Source organism: Micromonospora tulbaghiae, assembly GCF_900091605.1.
Lineage (GTDB): Bacteria > Actinomycetota > Actinomycetes > Mycobacteriales > Micromonosporaceae > Micromonospora > Micromonospora tulbaghiae.
On sequence record NZ_FMCQ01000002.1, the window covers coordinates 586,004 to 603,734 of the forward strand.

Annotated in this window: 18 protein-coding genes; 7 read left to right on the forward strand and 11 right to left on the reverse strand. The window is 75.2% G+C overall.

Translation table 11 applies throughout. From position 1 onward, the window contains the following. Positions 1-236: 236 nt before the first annotated feature. From GA0070562_RS07700 to GA0070562_RS07735, 8 genes are all read right to left on the reverse strand, one after another. Positions 237-719: a phage tail protein gene (locus GA0070562_RS07700; RefSeq protein WP_013286679.1), complete on the reverse strand. Its 483-nt coding sequence runs from the start codon at positions 717-719 to the stop codon at positions 237-239. Position 720: 1 nt separating this feature from the next. After that, on the reverse strand, positions 721-1,995 hold the full coding sequence (locus GA0070562_RS07705) for a phage tail sheath family protein (RefSeq protein ID WP_091417648.1): 1,275 nt from the start codon (positions 1,993-1,995) through the stop codon (positions 721-723). 17 nt (positions 1,996-2,012) lie between these two features. Then, complete coding sequence (locus tag GA0070562_RS07710; protein ID WP_091417651.1) at positions 2,013-2,693, reverse strand: carboxypeptidase-like regulatory domain-containing protein; 681 nt, start codon at positions 2,691-2,693, stop codon at positions 2,013-2,015. After that, positions 2,690-3,298 carry a glycine zipper family protein gene (locus GA0070562_RS07715; protein ID WP_091417653.1) on the reverse strand — a complete coding sequence of 203 codons (609 nt, stop codon included), beginning with the start codon at positions 3,296-3,298 and terminating at the stop codon, positions 2,690-2,692. Before GA0070562_RS07715 ends, GA0070562_RS07710 begins: the two co-directional genes overlap by 4 nt. Positions 3,299-3,311: 13 nt before the next feature. After that, positions 3,312-3,656 carry a hypothetical protein gene (locus GA0070562_RS07720; RefSeq protein WP_091417656.1) on the reverse strand — a complete coding sequence of 115 codons (345 nt, stop codon included), beginning with the start codon at positions 3,654-3,656 and terminating at the stop codon, positions 3,312-3,314. A 143-nt stretch (positions 3,657-3,799) separates the two neighbouring features. Beyond that, positions 3,800-4,627, reverse strand: a complete 828-nt coding sequence (locus GA0070562_RS07725) for an LppM family (lipo)protein (protein ID WP_244254893.1) — start codon at positions 4,625-4,627, stop codon at positions 3,800-3,802. 145 nt (positions 4,628-4,772) lie between these two features. Then, positions 4,773-5,246: a nitroreductase/quinone reductase family protein gene (locus tag GA0070562_RS07730; protein WP_091417660.1), complete on the reverse strand. Its 474-nt coding sequence runs from the start codon at positions 5,244-5,246 to the stop codon at positions 4,773-4,775. A gap of 91 nt (positions 5,247-5,337) precedes the next feature. Then, positions 5,338-6,327, reverse strand: coding sequence for a LacI family DNA-binding transcriptional regulator (locus GA0070562_RS07735; protein ID WP_091417662.1), 990 nt, complete (start codon positions 6,325-6,327; stop codon positions 5,338-5,340). A 117-nt stretch (positions 6,328-6,444) separates the two neighbouring features. Between GA0070562_RS07735 and GA0070562_RS07740 the strand changes: the two genes are divergently transcribed. After that, entirely contained in the window at positions 6,445-7,704 is a 1,260-nt protein-coding gene (locus GA0070562_RS07740) for an MFS transporter (protein WP_091417664.1), read from the forward strand. An 87-nt stretch (positions 7,705-7,791) separates the two neighbouring features. After that, positions 7,792-8,124, forward strand: a complete 333-nt coding sequence (locus GA0070562_RS07745) for a hypothetical protein (RefSeq protein ID WP_091417665.1) — start codon at positions 7,792-7,794, stop codon at positions 8,122-8,124. Between the two features lie 17 nt (positions 8,125-8,141). Here GA0070562_RS07745 and GA0070562_RS07750 read toward each other — a convergent pair whose 3' ends face one another. Together GA0070562_RS07750 and GA0070562_RS07755 are read right to left on the reverse strand one after the other, a co-directional pair. After that, positions 8,142-8,504, reverse strand: coding sequence for a fluoride efflux transporter FluC (locus GA0070562_RS07750; protein WP_091417668.1), 363 nt, complete (start codon positions 8,502-8,504; stop codon positions 8,142-8,144). 37 nt (positions 8,505-8,541) lie between these two features. Further along, complete coding sequence (locus tag GA0070562_RS07755) at positions 8,542-9,012, reverse strand: FluC/FEX family fluoride channel (RefSeq protein ID WP_091417671.1); 471 nt, start codon at positions 9,010-9,012, stop codon at positions 8,542-8,544. Between the two features lie 336 nt (positions 9,013-9,348). Between GA0070562_RS07755 and paaK the strand changes: the two genes are divergently transcribed. Then, a complete protein-coding gene (gene paaK / locus GA0070562_RS07760) occupies positions 9,349-10,656 on the forward strand; it encodes a phenylacetate--CoA ligase PaaK (protein ID WP_091417674.1) in 1,308 nt (435 codons plus the stop codon). Position 10,657: 1 nt separating this feature from the next. Then, a complete protein-coding gene (gene paaI, locus GA0070562_RS07765; protein ID WP_091417677.1) occupies positions 10,658-11,065 on the forward strand; it encodes a hydroxyphenylacetyl-CoA thioesterase PaaI in 408 nt (135 codons plus the stop codon). 85 nt (positions 11,066-11,150) lie between these two features. Here the strand turns inward: paaI and GA0070562_RS07770 are convergent, their stop codons facing one another. After that, positions 11,151-13,175, reverse strand: a complete 2,025-nt coding sequence (locus GA0070562_RS07770; RefSeq protein ID WP_091417680.1) for an AAA family ATPase — start codon at positions 13,173-13,175, stop codon at positions 11,151-11,153. Between the two features lie 189 nt (positions 13,176-13,364). On the opposite strand from GA0070562_RS07770, the gene GA0070562_RS07775 reads away from it, so the two are divergent. The 3 genes from GA0070562_RS07775 to GA0070562_RS07785 all read left to right on the forward strand — a co-directional run bounded on the left by GA0070562_RS07775 (position 13,365) and on the right by GA0070562_RS07785 (position 17,724). After that, entirely contained in the window at positions 13,365-16,304 is a 2,940-nt protein-coding gene (locus GA0070562_RS07775; protein ID WP_091417683.1) for a helix-turn-helix transcriptional regulator, read from the forward strand. Between the two features lie 115 nt (positions 16,305-16,419). Beyond that, positions 16,420-17,190, forward strand: a complete 771-nt coding sequence (locus tag GA0070562_RS07780; RefSeq protein ID WP_091417688.1) for a DUF5995 family protein — start codon at positions 16,420-16,422, stop codon at positions 17,188-17,190. A 96-nt stretch (positions 17,191-17,286) separates the two neighbouring features. After that, on the forward strand, positions 17,287-17,724 hold the full coding sequence (locus GA0070562_RS07785) for a hypothetical protein (protein ID WP_091417691.1): 438 nt from the start codon (positions 17,287-17,289) through the stop codon (positions 17,722-17,724). Positions 17,725-17,731 lie beyond the last annotated feature (7 nt).

The window sequence follows — 17,731 nt, forward strand, 5'->3', positions numbered from 1 at the left end:
GCGTCTGGCCCGGGCTGCCGCTCGCGGCCGAGTCGGTGAGAGGTTTGTGCTCGACGGGGGACGTGGACGGGGCAAGGTCGCGCAGGAGGCCCGGCGCGTGCGTCGCCACCAGGCGCCGCCAGTGCTCGGGCGGCTGACCGGGAGGGCGCGGAACGTCGTCCGGCGAGCCCGGTGCGTCCGGAGAACCCGGTGTGGACAACCGGTCGGCGGTGGCCCGCAACGCGCGGGCCAGCCGGTCACGCGGTCGCCGGGGCGGCGGCACCGCCGGCCTCCAGCTCCAGGCCCTCGTACGCCAGGGTCAGCGCCTCGATGGCGATCTCCTGCGACAGCGTGTTCAGGTGCGCGCCCCGCCACCGGGTCGGCCAAGCGTTGATCATGTTCCAGCGCAGCACCTCGGCGGTGCCGGCCGGGTCCAGCAGCACCACCGACACGTTGCGCCGGTTGACGGTGCCCTTCGCCGCCGCGTTCACCCAGTCCCACAGCTCCCGCGAGCTGGTCAGGCCGAAGTGGAGGGTGACCGGGGCGTACTCGACCTGGCCGGGCACGGCCCGGATGCGCTCGTTGCCCGCCTCCCGGTACGACAGCGCCGGTATCGCCACCTCGAAGCCGCTGACCTCGGTGAAGTGCCCGTTGGTGATGCCGTTGATCAGCAGCTTGAAGTGGTACGCCCGGTACGGGTCGACGGGTGCTCCCGGCTGCGGCGTCGCAGTGGTGGGCATGTCAGCCTCCGATCGTCTCGGTCTCGGTGCCGCCGGCCCACTGGCTCAGCTTGAACACCACGAACTCCGCGGGCTTGACCACCGCGATGCCGATGTGCGCCACCACCATTCCGGCGTCGCGTACGTCGGCCGGGTTGGTTTCCTCGTCGCACTTGACGAAGAACGCCTCCTCGGGCGTACGGCCGAGCAGCGCGCCGTCGCGCCACACCCGGGTGAGGAACGCCCCGATGTCGCGGCGGATCGAGCGCCACAGCGTGAAGTCGTTGGGCTCGAACACCATCCAGCGGGTGCCGCCCGCGATGGCCTGCTCGATGGAGATGGACAGCCTGCGCACGTTCAGGTAGCGCCACTCGCTGGCCTCGGCGGCGAGCGTACGGGCGCCCCACAGCCGGATGCCCTCCCCGGCGAAGAAGCGGATCACGTTGACGCCCTTGGGGTTGAGCACGTCGTGCTCGGGCCGGGTCACCCGGTACGCGAGGTCGACCGCGCCGCGTACCGGCTCGTTGGCGGGCGCCTTGTGCACGCCGCGCAGCGCGTCGGTGCGGGCCCAGATGCCGGCGACGTGCCCGCTCGGCGGGGTGAGCACGAGCTCGCCGCTGAGCGGGTCGCGGACCCGGATCCACGGGAAGTAGAAGGTGGCGAAGTCCGACTGCCGGGGCCGGTCGCCGCCGGTGCCGGGCGGCTCGCCGTCGCCGTCGCCCGGCGTACCCTCGGCGGGCTTGTCGGCCGACGCGGCGGACCCGGCCGACCCGGCCGACCCGGACGAGGCGGACCTGGCCGGCTTGCCGGGGGTGGCGACGCGGGTGAGCCGGGAGACGTCGGTGACCTCCGGCGGCGGGTCGCAGATCGCCACCATGGTGCGCAGCCGCTCGGCCATGCTGATCAGGGCCTCGTGCGAGACCGGGTCGTGGTAGCCGGGCGCGGCCAGGATGGAGATCTCGTCGATCGCCTCCAGCAGTTGCAGGCCGCCGCGCCGGCCGCCGGTGCCGGTGAGCTGGCCGCCCTCACCGACGTTGACCACCCAGCAGCGGGTGCCGCCGTTGTCCAGGAAGCCGAACACGGCGCGGGCCAGCGGGGTGCTCTCCAGGTGCTCGCCGTCGGCGTACAGCCGCAGGAACTCGGTCCAGCTGTTCACCGCCAGCGCCTCGCCGACGTGGGCGGCGCGGTCGGGCGCGACCCCGACGAACGCGGCGGTGCTCATGCCGACCGGCCCGATCGGGCGGGCCCCGCTGGGCACCTCCTCGACGTAGATGCCGGGGGAGAAGTAGGTGGGCATCGGTCCTCCTCGGGACGTCAGTCGGGGGCGCGGACGACGATCAGGTGGTCGCCCTCCGGATCGAGTTCGGCGGTGTGGACGCGCCCCGCGCCGATCAGCCGGATCCGCACCGGGGAGTCCGGCGCGTCGGGGTCGTGCGGCACGCCGGCCAGCCGGAACCGGCCGGCGGCGTCGGTCTCGGTGGCCTGGGCGGTGCCCACCAGCTCCACCCGGACGGCTGCGAGCGGCTGGTCCTGCGGCCCGACCACCCGCCCGTCGAGCGTGCGCATGCCGAGCTGCCGCAGCCGCAGCGGCTGCCGTACCGGCGGCGCGACCGGGACCGGCCGCTCCACCCGGGCGGGCGCGTCCAACAGCAGCGCGGGCCGGGGCGCCACGCCGAGCGCCCGCCACAGCGCCGGGTCGCCGGCGGCCAGCACCAGCTCCGGCCGGCCCGCCGTCGTGGCGGCGGCGAGCACCCGGTCCAGCGCCGGCAGCGCCGCCGGCCCGCCGCCCGCGACCAGCAGGCGGACCACGAACCGGTACGGCTCGCGGGCCGCGCCGCCGGTCGCGGTCTGCCGGGCCGGCCGTAGCTCCAGCGGCCAGACCGTGAGGCCGCCGTCGGGGTCGTCGCGCGGCGGACCGACCGGTACGGGTTCACCCGCCGCCCCGGCCAGCCAGCTCGCGACGTCCGCGACGGCCGCCTCGATCGCGCCGGTCATCGCGGTGGCGTCCCCTGGATCCGGTACGCGATGGCCTCGTTCCAGACGTGCGGGTAGACGCCGATCTCGAAGTAGCGGGTGAACCGGTTGATCGGCGCGTTGGTGTGGTCGTGCCAGAGCAGCCACACCGGGGCGACGGTGAACAGCACGTAGTTGAGCGCCACCAGCGGCAGGTAGAACGGGCCGAGCAGCCGGGCCTGGAACACGTGTACGTCCTCGTGCCGCTGGATGCCGGGGCTGGACCCGGCGCAGACCGTACCGATCGTGGTCGCGTACCGGGGGGAGACGCCCTCGACCACGTTGACCCGGCCGCTGCCGGCCGAGACGATCCGGTCGAGCTGGTGGCCGAAGACCAGGTGCAGGGCCAGGAACAACGCCCCGGCGAACGTGTTGAGCAGGCTCCAGGTGTGGTCGACCACGAAGAGGAAGATCCCCTTCGGGTCGGCGCCGTACGTGCCGGCGGACGCGGACGCCCAGCCGAAGGGCGCGCCGAGGAGCAGGCCGACGACCGCGCCGACCAGCAGGCCGACGGTGCCGGCGGCGAGTTGCCCGAGGACGGCGCCGAAGACGACCTGGAGGGCCGCGCTGAGGATGCCGAAGATCATGGGGTCACCTCTCTCAGACCCAGGAGCGGACGAAGCGGGGCTCGTGCCCCTGGGCGAGCTGGGTCGGCGACGCCTGCGTCGCCTGCCGGTTACCAGGGGGGAGTTGGTTGACGCCGAGCGCGGCGGAGAAGATCACCAGCCCGTTGAAGAACGCGATGACCCACTTCTCCGGGCCGGCGTCGGTGGCGAACGCGGCGGTCAGGTACGACAGCAGGAGCGCGAAGCCCAGCGCGATCCACTTGCGCGCCTTGTCGCCGCTCGGGCCGATCAGCCCGCCGATGACGTTGGTGGCGAGCAGGGTGGCGGCGCTGGCGCCGGTGAGGCTGCCCAGGGCGGCCCAGGTGAAGAGATCGTTCACGGCGATCCCCCTCTTTCCACTGTGCGGTGGTGCGGTCGGGGTGGGTGGTGCGGCGGCGCCCGGGGTGCGTACCCCGGGTTCCGCCCGTGTGGTGGTGGGCCGTCGGCGCGGGCGCCGTCGGTGGTCGGAGGGTCCGGCCGGGCTCAGGCCGGCGGACCGGCGGGAGGTGCCGGCGCGGCCGGGGCGCCGGGTGCGGGCGGGGCGCCGGTGCCGGCCGGGACCGGACCTGTGGTCGTCGCCGCGGGTGGAACGGCTCCGCGGGAGCGCCGCCGCACCAGCAGCACGACCGCCACGGCGACGACCAGCAGCAGGACGACCACGGCGGCGACGACCGGCAGCCAGGGGAAGGAACCGTTCCCGGTCACCACGGCGGCCGGGCTGGTGGCGGGCGGCGGGGGAGCCTGGGCGACGGCACGCAACTCGGCCGGCTTCGGCTGGTTGGCGACCACCTTCCAGCTGACCGAGCGTCCGGTGACAGTGCCGTTGGTGTCGAGCACCCGGCCGGGGAACGTCACCGAGATCTCGAACGCCATCAAGGTCATGAACGCCTGTTGCTGGCGCGGATCCTGCTGCCCGAACTTGCCGCCGTATTTATTCGGGTCCAGCGGGAGCGAGAAGCGAATGAGATCCTCGTCCCGGACAAGATTCACACTTTCGCTCGTGAATTGCGCCAGTGGCGTTTTCCGGTACGTGATCTGAATGCCGTACGAGGTGGCGTCCTCGTACCGGGTCTCCGCTCCAGGCGGAAGTGAGGGAATGTTCGGCCGCAGTTCGGCGAACGCCACCGCCGGGTCCGGGTTCCGCTGCTTGAGCACGGACTTCGGTGCGGTGAGCAGGAGCTGACCGGAGACCGTGTCGTCGTCGTTCACGGTCAGCCCGAGGTTGAGCTGCATGCAGCCGCTCAATATCGCCACGAGGGCGAGACACACCGCGAGGCCGAATGAGCGGCTGCGGCGGAGTCTCGTATTCATGCGGCAAGTGTGAGCGCCCGCGCCGGGCGCGACAGTCAGCGATCAGCCGCCTTCGTGTCGCCGATCTTACCCGCCGTCTCTCCCATTCGGACGACCCCCGGAAACCGTCGCGCTCGATATTCTGAAGTTTTGTGTCCGGGCGCTTTCACCGGGTGCCCGCCGGGACGACCCGGAAGACCGGAATGTCGGCGGCGACCCGGGCGAAGTCGGCGAGCGGGGCGTGCCGGTCCACCGGCGCGTGCGCCCGGGCGCCCGGGGCGAGCGCCAGGTGCCGGCGCAGGATCGGTGGCCGCTGCGCCACCGGCACCTCGACCAGCCGGACCGGCTCGCGGCGGCGACGGCGCAGCACCACCCGCCCGCCCGCGGCGTGCACGTTCGCCACCCAGTTGGCCCGCTGGCCCAGCATCGACACGACGTATCGCTCGCCGTCGAGGTCGGCCACCACGATCGGCACCGAGACGGCCCGGCCGGTGCGGCGGCCCGGCACCTCCATGGTCACCCAGTGCCGCGGGGCGAGGCCGGCGCCGTACTGCCAGGCCGACAGCGCGTTCATCATCCGGGCCAGCCGGTTCGGCCGGCCGCCCCGGTACATCCATCTGGTGGGTCGCCACCGCCGCATCGGAACTCCCTTCCCCGCCCTCCATTAACGGACGGCGCGGGGGCGACGGCCAGGGCCGGCCGGCCCGAACGGGACCGGGCCGAGCGGCCGGTCAGGCGCTCTCGCGGGTGACGAGCGTCGACGGGAACGGGGTGCTCGGGGCGACCGGCTCACGCGTCAGCACGGCCGTGGCCGCGGCGGCGGCGATCCGGTCGACCGGGTGGGTCGCGGTGGTCAGCGGCGGGCTGCTGATCGCCGCGTACGGCAGGTCGTCGAACCCGGCCACCGCCACGTCGTGCGGTACGCGGATGCCGCGCCCGCGCAGCGCCGCGATCACGCCGAAGGCGGTGGCGTCGCTGGCCGCGTAGACCGCGTCGGCGTCCGGCCACCGGCGCAGCGCCTCCAGCGCCGCCCGGCCGCCCTGTGCCGTGGTGAAGTCGCCGGTGACCAGCCGCTCCGGCGACCCCGACTCCCGCATCAGCTCCCGGTACGTGGTGACCGAGCGCTCGGCGCAGCTCAGCCAGCGCGGCCCGGTGACCATGACGATGCGGCGGCGACCGGTGGCGTACAGGTGACGCAACACCTCGCCGGCGCCGCCGGCGTTGTCGACGTCGAACGACGGCACCGTCGCCGAGCCCTGACCGATCGAGACGACCCGGCCGCGCAGCCTCGGCGGTACCGCGTCGAGCGCCGCCTGGACGGTGTTGACCAGGATCACGCCGCAGACGCCCCGGTCCGCGCCGAGCCGGGCCAGCCCGGACGGGTCGGCGAGCGGCAGCCACTCCAGCGCCACGCCGACGCCGTGCCGCGCGCACACCCGCGACGCCGCGCCCACCACCCGGTGCACGTACGGGTCGTCCAGCACCGAGTCGTCACGGCCCACCACCGCCACCACCAGGCGTACCCCGGCCCCGCGCACCAGCGCCCGGGCCGCGAGGTCCGGCACGTAGTCGAGGCGCTCGGCGGCGGCCCGCACCCGGGCGCGGGCGTCCACCGAGGTGAACCCGTAGCCGCCGAGCACCCGGGAGGCGGTGGCCCGGGACACCCCGGCGTCGCGGGCCACGTCGTCGAGCGTGGCGGGACGTGCGGTCGGCGTACCCATGTCCGCATCATGCCTGCTCCGGCGCGGATGGGCGAAGCCATAACCGCGTTTGTGGTGGAAGCGCTCTCAGGTGTGCGATTGTCGTCGGGATCAGACGGGGGAAGGGACCACCGCACCGTGAGCAGCACCATCGACGCACCGGCCGGGAAGCGGCCACCGGCGCCCCGGGCGGTACTGAGCGCCCGCAACGGCGTGGCCGTCGTCTTCGCCCTCAACGGGCTCGCGGTGGCGAGCTGGTTCTCCCGGGTCCCGGCGGCCCAGGAGGCGCTCGACCTCAACCCGGGCCGGCTCGGCCTGCTACTGCTCTGCGCGTCGGCGGGCTCGCTGCTGGCCATGCCGACCGCCGGCCTGGTCACCCAGCGGCTCGGGCCGGCGCGCACGGTGGCCGTGTCGGTGGTGCTGGTCTCGCTCGGCCTGACCGTGGCGGGTCTGTCCGCCAGCCTGGCCGGCTCGGTCGTCGGGGTGGGGCTCGGCCTCGCCGCGTTCGGCTTCGGCTCCGGCCTGTGCGACGTGGCGATGAACGTCGAGGGCGCGGCCGTGGAGAAGCGCCTCGGCTACACCATCCTGCCCCGGTTCCACGCCGCCTGGAGCCTCGGCTCGGTGGCCGGGGCCGGGCTGGGCGCCGGGGCGGCGCACTTCGGCGTACCCGTCGGCGTGCACCTGCCGGTCCTGTCCGTGCTGATCCTGGCCGGCACGATGGTCGGCGCCCGGGCGTTCCTCGCGGCCACCGCCGAGGCGGCCGGGGCCGGGGAGCCGGCGGCCCGGCGGCAGGCGCTGCTCGCCGCCTGGCGCGAGCCCCGCACGCTGCTGATCGGGCTGCTCGTGCTGGTCATGGCGTTCACCGAGGGCAGCGCCAACGACTGGCTCGCGGTGGCGTTCGTGGACGGGTACGGGGTCGACGAGGCCGTCGGCGCCGCCGTGTTCGGCGTGTTCGTGGTGGGCATGACGATCGGCCGCACCGTCGGCACCGTCGCCATCGACAGGTGGGGCCGGGTGCCGGTGCTGTTCACCACCATCGCGATGGCGTCCGCCGGTGCCGCGCTCGCCGTGCTGGCCGGGAACGGCCCCCTCGCCGTGGCCGGCGTCGCGCTGTGGGGACTCGGCGCCTCGCTCGGCTTCCCGGTCGGGATGAGCGCCGTCGCCGACGACGAGGACAGGGCCCCGGCCCGGGTGAGCGTGGTCGCGGTGATCGGCTACACCGCCTTCCTGGCCGGCCCGCCGCTGCTCGGTTTCCTCGGCGACCACTTCGGGGTGCTGTCCGCGCTCGGCGTGGTGCCGCTGCTCCTGCTGCCCACGCTCGCGCTGGTGCCGGTGCTGCGGGAACGCGCCGCCGCGCCGGACGCGCAGGCCGGCGCCCCGGCGGCGAAGGTCGGCTGAGCCGCTCCAGCCGACTCCCACCGCGCTCCCAGCCGCCTGCCAGGCGGGCGTGCTGCACTGGAGCGAACGCGAGGAGAGGAGGCGGGCATGGGCTGGTTCAGCCGCCGGGCCGCCGACCCGACGACGCCCACGAAGCTCGACCGCGAGGCGACCAAGGAGGACCTGGCGCAACTGGAGGCGTTCGTCACCAGCCGGAGCGGGGTCGAGTTCTACCTGGAACCGGAGACCACCGCCACCGACACCACAGTCGTCGCCATCGCGCACGACGGCGAGTGGATCCGCCGCCGTACCGGCTCGCCCCGGGTCGCCGGCAAGATCGCCCAGAAGCACGCGGTGCCGCTGTACGAGGCGGCCCGCACCGGCTACCCGGAGCGGATGCGGGCATGGAACCGGGCCCACCCGGAGCGCCGGGCCCGCTGACCGGCTGACCGGCGCGGTCAGCCGCTCAGCGCGGTGACGACCGCGTAGCCCAGGAACGCCGCGCCGAGCCCCGCGACCACACTGAGCGTGACATTCGCGTACGCGGGGCGGCGCTCGCCGGTGCGGGCCAGGCGCAACGTCTCGTAGCTGAGCGTGGACCAGGTGGTCAGCGCGCCGCAGAAGCCGGTGCCGACCAGCGCGGTCACGCCCGGGGCGACGGGCGCCGCGAGCAGGCCGCCGAGCAGCACCGACCCGGCCACGTTGACGGTCAGCGTGCCCCACGGGAACGGCGACCCGTGCCGGGCCTGCACCGCCCGGTCGGTCAGGTAGCGCAGCGGCGCGCCGATCGCGGCGCCGAGCGCGATCAGCAGGATCGTCATCGGTCCGCCCCACTCCGGGCAGGCAGCAGTGCGACGGTCACCGCCGGCTCCCGTCCCGGGCGGCCAGCAGCCGGGCGGTCACCGCGTCCCCGGCCGCGACCGCCGCCAGCGCGCCGAGCACCGTCGCGGCCAGGTAGGCGCCCGCCGTACCGGCCGCGCCGTCGGTCAGCAGCCGCTGCGCGTCGACCGCGTACGCGGAGAACGTGGTGAACCCGCCGAGCACGCCGACGCCGAGGAACGGCCGGGTCAGCGGGTGGGCCGGGCGGGCGGCGAGCACCGCCATCAGCACGCCGATGAGCAGGCAGCCGGTGACGTTGACGGCGAACGTGGCCCAGGGGAAGCCGCCGGGCTGGTGCGGCACGGCGGCCTGGGCGCCGGCCCGGGCCAGCGCGCCGAGCACGCCGCCGGCGGCGATCACGCCGAGCACCGCCGCCGGGTGCGCGGACAGTTCGCTCCGGTCTGCCGGTACGCGCAGGTCGACGTCCGGATCGACGCGGGGTTCGGACACGGCACCTCCCACCAGGACTCGTCACTGGCAGGGACCGTTGGCGACGTCGCGGTTCTCCCGGCACCCGCCGGAACGGCGGGCCCCACCGCCCTCGCGAGCATAACCCCCTCACCCCGGCCACCCGCCCCGCCCCGCCCTCGTCGATCTTGCAAGTTCGGCCCCGGCGGACCGGACATTCCCGGCATCCGAGGGGCGGCAAGTGCAAGATCGCGGGGAGGCGCGGGGGAGGTGCGGGAAGGCGCGGGGGAGGTGCGGGGGATGGGGTGGGCGGGCGTACGGTGGGCGGCAGCGCCCGGGGCGGCGGCCTCGGGCCCACCCTCGTGCCAGGAGGTCACCGTGCAGGACCGCACCCCTCGTCCGGACGAGCTGGATCCCGTCGAGCGGATCGGCGTCGACGAGCTGCGTGCGCTGCAACTGGACCGGCTGCGGCACTCGCTGCGGCACGCGTACGGCAACGTGCCCCACTACCGGCGCGCGTTCGACGCCCTCGGCGCGCACCCGGACGACCTGCGTGAACTGGCCGACCTGGCCCGTTTCCCGTTCACCGCGAAGGCGGAGCTGCGGGAGAACTACCCGTTCGGCATGTTCGCGGTGCCCCGCGAGCGGGTCGCCCGGCTGCACGCCTCCTCCGGCACCACCGGCCGTCCCACGGTCGTCGGCTACACGCGCGCCGACCTGGACACCTGGGCCGAGCTCATGGCCCGCTCGATCCGGGCCGCCGGAGGCCGCCGCGGCGACCGGGTGCACGTCGCGTACGGCTACGGGCTGTTCACCGGCGGCCTCGGCGCGCACTACGGCGCCGAGGAGCTGGGCTGCACGGTCGTCCCGGTGTCCGGCGGCATGACCGAGCGCCAGGTGATGCTGATCCGCGACCTCGAACCGGAGGTCATCATGGTGACGCCGAGCTACATGCTCGCCATCGTCGACGAGATGGAACGCCAGGGCGTCGACCCGCGCGCCACCTCCCTGCGGGTGGGGATCTTCGGCGCCGAGCCGTGGACCGAGGACATGCGCAACGAGCTGGAGCAGCGCCTGGACATGCACGCGCTCGACATCTACGGCCTGTCCGAGGTGATGGGGCCGGGCGTGGCGGTCGAGTGCGTGGAGACCAAGGACGGCCTGCACCTGTGGGAGGACCACTTCTACCCGGAGATCATCGACCCGGTCACCGGTGAGGTGCTGCCCGACGGCGAGCGGGGTGAGCTGGTGCTGACCTCGCTGACAAAGGAGGCCATGCCGGTGGTCCGCTACCGCACCCGCGACCTGACCCGGCTGCTGCCCGGCACCGCCCGCCCGATGCGGCGGATCGAGAAGATCACCGGGCGTACCGACGACATGATGATCGTCCGGGGGGTGAACGTCTTCCCGACCCAGATCGAGGAGCTGATCCTGCGTACCCCGGCCCTGTCGCCGCACTTCCAGTGCGTGCTCGACCGGCGGGGACGGCTCGACACGCTCACCGTCCACGTGGAGCGGCGGGCGGGCGCCGCCGCCGACGAGGCCGAGCGGGCCGGCGCCACTCTCGTCGAGCAGGTCAAGAACACGATCGGGGTGTCGGTGGCGGTACGGGTGATCGAGCCGGACGGGGTGGAACGCTCGATGGGCAAGATGCGCCGCATCGTCGACCAGCGGCGGGAGTCCTGACATGGCCGGCGACGGCGGCCGTACCGCGGCGCACGACATGTTCGACGCCGACGTGGCGTCCAAGGGGCTCGGCATCGAACTCGTCTCGGCCGGCGACGGCGCGGCGGTGGCCCGGATGCGGGTCACCCCGGCGATGCTCAACGGGCACGCGATCGGGCACGGTGGTTTCGTGTTCCTGCTCGCCGACACCGCGTTCGCACTGGCCTGCAACAGCCACGGCCCGGCCACTGTGGCGGCCGGTGGCGAGATCAGCTTCCTGCGCCCGGTACGCGAGGGCGACCTGCTGGAGGCGTATGCCACCGAACGGGTCCGGCACGGCCGCAGCGGCATCTACGACGTGACGGTACGGCGCGGCGACGAGGTGGTGGCCGAGTTCCGGGGCCGCAGCCGCACCATCGCCCGGGACTGATCCGTCCGCGGGCCTGCGCCCGCACGCCTGCGAGCCCGGGTGACGTCCGGGCCGGAGTGGCCCCGTGCCCGCTCCGACCCGGACGTCATGCGGCCAGCCCGAGCGCGTGCCCACCGGGCTCGGTTCTTCGCCGGCCCACCCGCCCGGACGGACCGGTCCGCCCGGGCCACGCCGTGGCGCCCGGGACGATCCGTGTCGCGTCGCCCGGCGCAGGCCCGGCGCGGGCCGGCTGCCCCGGTCGTGCGGGCACCGCCCGGAGCACCCCGGCCCGGCCCGGCTGCCCGGGCACCGGGTGGAGAGTGTCGGAGCGATCGAGCCGGTCCGGCGGGACGGGCGCCGGTCGGGCCCCTCCACCCGACCGGCGCGACCGTCCCGCCCCGAGCGGGCAGACCTCCCGCTCGCCGGCGCCCCGGGACGGGACGCCGGTTCCCGCTCCCGGCACCCGGCCGGCAGCGGAGTCCTTCGCGGTGCGCAGGCGGCGGGCGAAGTCCGCGCGTACCGCACGGGACAGCCGCAGCGCGGCCACCCGCGCCACCAGCGCGTCGATCGCCCAGTCGCCGGCCGTGACCGGGCGTACCAGCCCCGCCGCGGCCAGCGCCCGCAGCACCGGCTCGGCCCGGCCGGCGGGCCAGCCGAGCATCGCCTCGGCCGCGGCGGCCACGACCGGGCCACGCCGGGCGGCGCCGGCCAGCAGGACCGCCCGGTGCGTACCGTCGAGCCGGTCCAGCCGGGCGTCCACCAGGCGGCGCGCGGCAGCCGGTACGCCACCCGGCTCGCCGTCCGGATCCGCCGACGCGTACGCGGTCGCGACCGCCGGACTGCCGCCGACCAGCGGAAGCAGCCGCGCGACGAGCTCCGCCGGCCGACCGGCCCGGTCGAGCAGGTGCCGCAGCAGCCGCCCGGTGTCCAGCGGTCCCAGCGGCTCCACCGGGATCCGCCGCGCCGGTGCGGGCAACGGGTCGGCCGAGCCGGAGCCGCACGTGGTGACCACCGCCAGCGGCAGTCCCCGCTCACCCGCCGCGACGTGGAGCTGGTGCAGGAACCGGCGCAGCGCCGGGGCGGCCCGGTCCAGGTCGTCCACCGCGACCACCACCGGCGCGTCGGCGGCCAGGCCGAGCAGCGCCTCGCGGCAGGCGACCACGGCGCGGGCCGCCACCGTGTCGTCGTCCGGCGCGGCGAGGAACGCGGCGAGCACACCGCCCGGACCGTCGGCGACCGTGCCGTCCGGCCGGGGACGGACCAGGTCGGCCAGCGGCGCCAGCTCGCCGCACGGGTACGGCGGGCAGGCCGTCACCCGGCGGCGCACCGGCACACCGTCCACGTGCGACACGGCACGGGTCACCTCGTGCAGCAGCCGGCTGCGGCCGCTGCCCGGCGGTCCGACCAGTGAGATCCACCGGGGACGGCGCTCGCGCAGCGCCCGGGTCACCTCGTCGGCCGCGCCGGCCAGCTCGCGACGACGGCCCACGAGCGGGACGCGGTGCCGGCCCGTCCTGCCCCCGGCCGCCCCGGTCACCCGCCACACGTCCAGCGGGAGCGCCTTGCCGGCGAGCGTCAGGGTGGCGAGTGGACGCTGTTCGACCAGGCCGGCCACCGCGGTCCGGGTGACCGGGCAGACCACGACCCCGCCCGGCGGCGCGTGCTCCTGGAGGCGGGCCGCCGTGGTGATCACCGCGCCGCTGGCCGCGCCGTGGCCGCCGTCGCGGACCTCGGCCAGGTCGAGCAGCACCTCGCCGGTCGCCACGCCGACCCGCACGCGCAGCCGGACGCCGCCCGGTCGCCGCCGCTCCAGCGCGGCCTGGATGTCCAGCCCGGCCCGCACCGCCCGGTACGCGTCGAGACCGTCCGAACCGGATGCGCCGAACAACGCCATCACCGCGTCGCCGACGTACTTCTCCACCACGCCCCGCCAGCGGCGCAGCACGGAGGCGACGGTGCCGAAGTAGGCGCGCTGCAACGCGCGTACGTCCTCTGGGTCGAGTCGCTCGACCAGCCGGGTCGAGCCGACGATGTCGACGAAGAGGACGGTCACGGTGCGTCGTTCCTCGGGCACCGGCCGGCACGCCGTGATGACGGCTTTCCGACTCCCCACGGGCGTGGTGATCAACATCGCACCCACCCTTTCCCGATCGTGGTGCCCGACGACCTCAGCAGACTTTCACCACCGGGTTCTCGGGGGATCTGTAGGACGACGTATGTCGGGCACCCGCAACCATTAGTCGTGTAGTCGACGCGAGAGGTACCGATCCGGGCCCGAGGCCGTAGAACGGTGCGGGGGCCTGTGACTAGGCTGCCTCCCATGGCCAGCGACGTGGACACGGCACCGCTCGTCGGCCGTACCGGGACCATGGCGACGCTGCGGTCGGCGCTCTACGACGACCTGCGGCCCGGGCAGACCGGCGCGGTGTTCCTCACCGGAGAGAGCGGGGTGGGTAAGTCCCGCCTGCTGACCGAGGTCGGCGAGCAACTGCGGCGCAGCGGTGCCCTGGTACTCACCGGCACCTGCCTCGACATCGGAGACGCCTCGCCGTTGCACCCGGTACGGCAGGCGTTGCGCCGGCTCGACGCCGAGCAGGCGCAGGCGCGCACCGCGTCGGCCATCCGCGGGGTGTTGCAGGTCTTCGACGAGGAGACCCCCGGCCCGGACGGCGCCGGGGCGCTGCTGGAACGCGTCGCACAGGGCCTGCACGTGGTGGCCGGCGGACGGCCGCTGGTGCTCGTCCTCGACGATCTACAGTGGGTCGACCGCAGCACCCGGCAGCTTCTGCTCTACCTGCTGGCCGGGCTCGGCGACCTCCAGCTCTCAGTGCTGGCCGCGATCCGGGCCGAGTCGCTGCGCGGCGCGCACCCGCTGCGCCGGGTGCTCACCGAGCTGCGCCGGCTGCGCTCGGTGCGGGTGATCGACCTGCTGCCGCTGGACCGGTCCGCCACCGACGAACTGGCCGCCGCGGTGGTCGGCGCGCCGCTGCCGCCGGAGGCCGCCGACCAGCTCTGGCAGCGCAGCGGCGGCAACCCGTTCGTGGTGGAGGAACTGGCCCGCGACCGGCGCGACGGCCGCGACGGCCTCTCCGACACGCTGCGCGAGGTGTTCCTCGACCGGGTCGACGCGCTGCCCCAGCCGGCGCACGCGGTGGTGCACGCGGTGGCGGTGGGCGTCGAGCCGGTCGACCACTGGCTGCTGGCCCAGGTGGTGCGGCTGCCCGAGGAGGAGCTGCTCGACGCGGTCCGCGAGGCGGTCGCGCACCGCCTGCTTGTCGGCGCGGACGACGGCTACCGGCTGCGGCACCGGCTGGTCGCCGAGGTCCTGGCCCACGAGCTGCTGCCCGCCGAGCGGGCCGCGCTGCACCGCCGCTACGCGGAGGCGCTCACCGCCGTACCGGCCGAGCTGCACCAGGCCCGGCTGGCCCACCACTGGCGGCACGCGGGCGAGCCGGCGCGGGCGCTGCCCGCCGCGATGGCCGCCGCCCGCGAGGCGGAACGGCTGCACGGATACGCCGAGGCGCACCGCCACTGGTCCGCCGCGCTGACCCTGGCCACCGAGCCGGCCGCCGTCCTGCCCGACGGGGCACGGCCCGAGCCGGTCGAGGTGGACCGGGCCGAGCTGCTCAGCCACGCCGCCGAGGCCGCGCACCACAGCGGTGAGCACGCCCGCGCCCTGACGCTGCTGGAGGAGCTGGCCGACGACCCGTCCGGGCCGCCGGTCTGCGCGCTGCGCATCCGCCGGGCCCGCTACCTGGCCGCGGCCGGCCGGTCGGCTCCCGCCGAGCAGGAGTACCGGCGGGTGCTGGACTCGCCCGACTGCACGCCGCGGGAGCGGTGCACCGCCGCCGCCCGGCTGGCCGAGCTGCTGCTGCACCTGGGCCGCTACGCCGAGGCCGGCGACCAGGCCCGGGAGGCCCTCGCGCTCGCCGCCGACGTTCCCGGCACCATCTCCGAGGTGGTGATGGCCAGCGCCGCGCTCGGGTTCAGCGAGGCGTTCCTGGAGGATCCGGCCGCCGGGCTGGCGGTGATGCGCCAGGCGCTGGACACCGCCGAGCGGTCCGGCCGGCCGGAGGACGTGGCCTGCGCGTACCTGCACCTGGCCGAGCTGCTCACCGGGCCGCTGAACATCCTCGAGGAGGGGGTGGTGGTGGCCCGCCGGGGCGCCGACCGGGTCGCCGAGCTGGGGCTCGGCCGCACCTGGGAGACCCGGCTGCTGGCGGTGGCGACGAACGGGCTGTTCCGGGTGGGGCAGTGGGCCGAGGCGGAGAAGGTCGTCGCCGCCGCGCTGCGGCACCGCCCGTCCGGGGCCGACGCGGTCGAGCTGCTGCTGGCCCGGTGCCGGCTCTCCGTCGGGTACGGCGACGTCGAGGCGTCCGACCGCGACCTGGAGGCGGTCGCGACGGTGCTGGCCGGCGGCGGCGCCCGGCACGTGCTGCCGATGCTGATCCTGCGGGCCGGTCTGGCCATGTGGCAGGGCCGGCACGACGTGGCCCGGCAGGCGGTGCAGCGGGGCCTGACCGAGAGCCGCTCCGACGACGTGATCGTGCTGGCCACGCTGGCCTGGCACGGGCTGCGCGCGGAGGCCGAGGCGGCGGCCAGCCGCACGATCGAGGTGGACCCGAACGCGGTACGCCGGCTGCGCGAGGTGGTCGACCGGGTGACCGGCAAGAGCGCCAAGGCGGGCGCACCGGTGCGCTACGTCGCCGAGGGGTTCCTCGCGCTCTGCGACGCCGAGCTGAGCCGGCTCGACGACGGCCGCGGCGACCCCGCGCTCTGGGAGCGCTCCGCGCTCGAGTGGGACCGGCGCAACCACCCCTACCCGGCCGCGTACTCCCGGTTGCGGCAGGCCGAGGCGCTTCTGGCCCGCCGCAGCCGGGTGGCCACCGCGGGCAAGCTGCTGCACCGGGCGCACGCGATGGCCCAGTCGCTCGGCGCGGTGCCGCTGACCGCGGAGATCCGTACCATCGCCTCGCGGGCCCGGGTGACCCTGGACGCCGCGCCGGACCCGGCGCCGGTGCCCCGGCAGCGGGCGGCGGCGCCCGCCGGGCCGGCGGTGGACGAGCTGGCGACGCTCACCGCGCGGGAGCGGGAGGTGCTCGCCGCCGTCGCGGAGGGGCTGACCAACCGGGAGATCGGCCAACGGCTGTTCATCAGCGAGCGGACCATCGGCGTCCACGTCTCGCACATCTTCGACAAGCTCCAGGTACGCACCCGGGTGCAGGCCAGCGCCATCTTCCTGCGCAACGGCGCCGAGTAGGCGTACGCCGGCAATACGTCGTTCGACGGATCCGCGGTGTGGACGGCGGCTGGCAGGCTGTCCCGCGGAACAGGGGTGGTGGCGTCGTGGGGGCGCCGGCCGTTGTGGAGGAGAGATGACCGAACCGGTCTGGGGGCCTGTGCACCAGGACATCGTCGGGTTGCTGGCCGACCACCCCGCCGACGTGCCGGCGGTCGTGGACCATCTGACCAAGCTCCAGGACATGCTGGTCCGGCTGCCGCCGCTGGAGGAGAGCTGCCCGCTCGCCGACTTCAACAAGCTCTACCTGGTCATCACCAGCACGGTGCTCGACGGCCTGTACGACGACCGGTTCTGCGACCCGGCGTTCCTGGCGCGGCTGGACGTGGAGTTCGCGGCCCGCTACTTCGAGGCGCTGCGGTTCTGGACCGACTCCAGCCCGAACACCCCGAAGGCGTGGTCGTGCCTGTTCAAGCGGATGCGCGGCCCGGACGCCCGGCCGCTGCCGTCGGCCGCCGCGGGCGTCAACGCGCACATCAACTACGACCTGCCGTTCGCGCTGGTGACCACGTTCGACAGCCTGGAGTCCGAGCCGATCGACGGCAGCGACCAGCACCGCGACTATCTGGAGATCAACAAGATCTTCGCCGAACGGATCCCGGTGCTGCGCCGCGGCTACCTGGACAACTGGCAACTCATGATCGACATGGTGAACGGCGACATCGACGACTGGTACCAGGGCGAACTGGTGGAGTACACCCGGAACGTGGCCTGGCGCAACGCGCAGAAGATCTGGCGCTGCCGGCACGACCCGGACGCCCGCGAGTGTGAGCGGACGCGGCTGGACGACAACGCCGCGCTGCTCGGCCGGCTGCTGCTGTCACCCCTCGGGGCGTTCCTGCAGTAGCCGGGACGGGGGGTTCCCGCGTCCCGCCGTCCGGGCGCGGGACGCGGGAACGCCGCCCGCGGGTGTCGAGCCCGCCGCACCGGGTACGTCGCCGCCGTGCCGCGAGACGAACCGGCCGGCCCCGGGGCGCCCCCGCCGGGCCCGGTCCGCCGCTTCCCGTTCCGCTTCGACCCGGCGTTCCGGCTGCCGCTGGCGCTGCTCGGCGTACGGCCCGCCACGGCCTGGCTCGACTGGGGCCCGGACGCGCTCGTCGTCCGGTTCGGCCCGTGGCTGCTGCGCACCACACCGGACAACGTGACCGGGGCCGAGCTGAGCGGACCGTACCGCTGGTGGCGGGCGATCGGACCGCACCTGTCGGCGGCCGACGGCGGGGTGACCTTCGGCGCCAGCGTGGCCGGCGGGGTCTGCCTGCGCTTCGCCGAGCCGGTGCCAGGGCTGGCCCCCGGCTCGTGGCCGCGGCACCCGGCGGTCACCGTGACCGTGGCCGACCCGGCGGCGGTGCGTGACGCGCTGGCCCGCGGACCGGATCTTTGACCGGTTC

Bases quoted from the DNA above. Each gene is read 5' to 3' on its own strand.
- GA0070562_RS07770 (WP_091417680.1), bottom strand. From the start codon at position 13,175: ATGTTGATCACCACGCCCGTGGGGAGTCGGAAAGCCGTCATCACGGCG.
- GA0070562_RS07730 (WP_091417660.1), bottom strand. From the start codon at position 5,246: ATGCGGCGGTGGCGACCCACCAGATGGATGTACCGGGGCGGCCGGCCG.
- GA0070562_RS07705 (WP_091417648.1), bottom strand. From the start codon at position 1,995: ATGCCCACCTACTTCTCCCCCGGCATCTACGTCGAGGAGGTGCCCAGC.
- GA0070562_RS07745 (WP_091417665.1), top strand. From the start codon at position 7,792: ATGGGCTGGTTCAGCCGCCGGGCCGCCGACCCGACGACGCCCACGAAG.
- GA0070562_RS07750 (WP_091417668.1), bottom strand. From the start codon at position 8,504: ATGACGATCCTGCTGATCGCGCTCGGCGCCGCGATCGGCGCGCCGCTG.
- GA0070562_RS07780 (WP_091417688.1), top strand. From the start codon at position 16,420: ATGACCGAACCGGTCTGGGGGCCTGTGCACCAGGACATCGTCGGGTTG.
- GA0070562_RS07700 (WP_013286679.1), bottom strand. From the start codon at position 719: ATGCCCACCACTGCGACGCCGCAGCCGGGAGCACCCGTCGACCCGTAC.
- GA0070562_RS07735 (WP_091417662.1), bottom strand. From the start codon at position 6,327: ATGGGTACGCCGACCGCACGTCCCGCCACGCTCGACGACGTGGCCCGC.
- paaI (WP_091417677.1), top strand. From the start codon at position 10,658: ATGGCCGGCGACGGCGGCCGTACCGCGGCGCACGACATGTTCGACGCC.
- GA0070562_RS07710 (WP_091417651.1), bottom strand. From the start codon at position 2,693: ATGACCGGCGCGATCGAGGCGGCCGTCGCGGACGTCGCGAGCTGGCTG.
- GA0070562_RS07775 (WP_091417683.1), top strand. From the start codon at position 13,365: ATGGCCAGCGACGTGGACACGGCACCGCTCGTCGGCCGTACCGGGACC.
- GA0070562_RS07715 (WP_091417653.1), bottom strand. From the start codon at position 3,298: ATGATCTTCGGCATCCTCAGCGCGGCCCTCCAGGTCGTCTTCGGCGCC.
- GA0070562_RS07725 (WP_244254893.1), bottom strand. From the start codon at position 4,627: ATGAATACGAGACTCCGCCGCAGCCGCTCATTCGGCCTCGCGGTGTGT.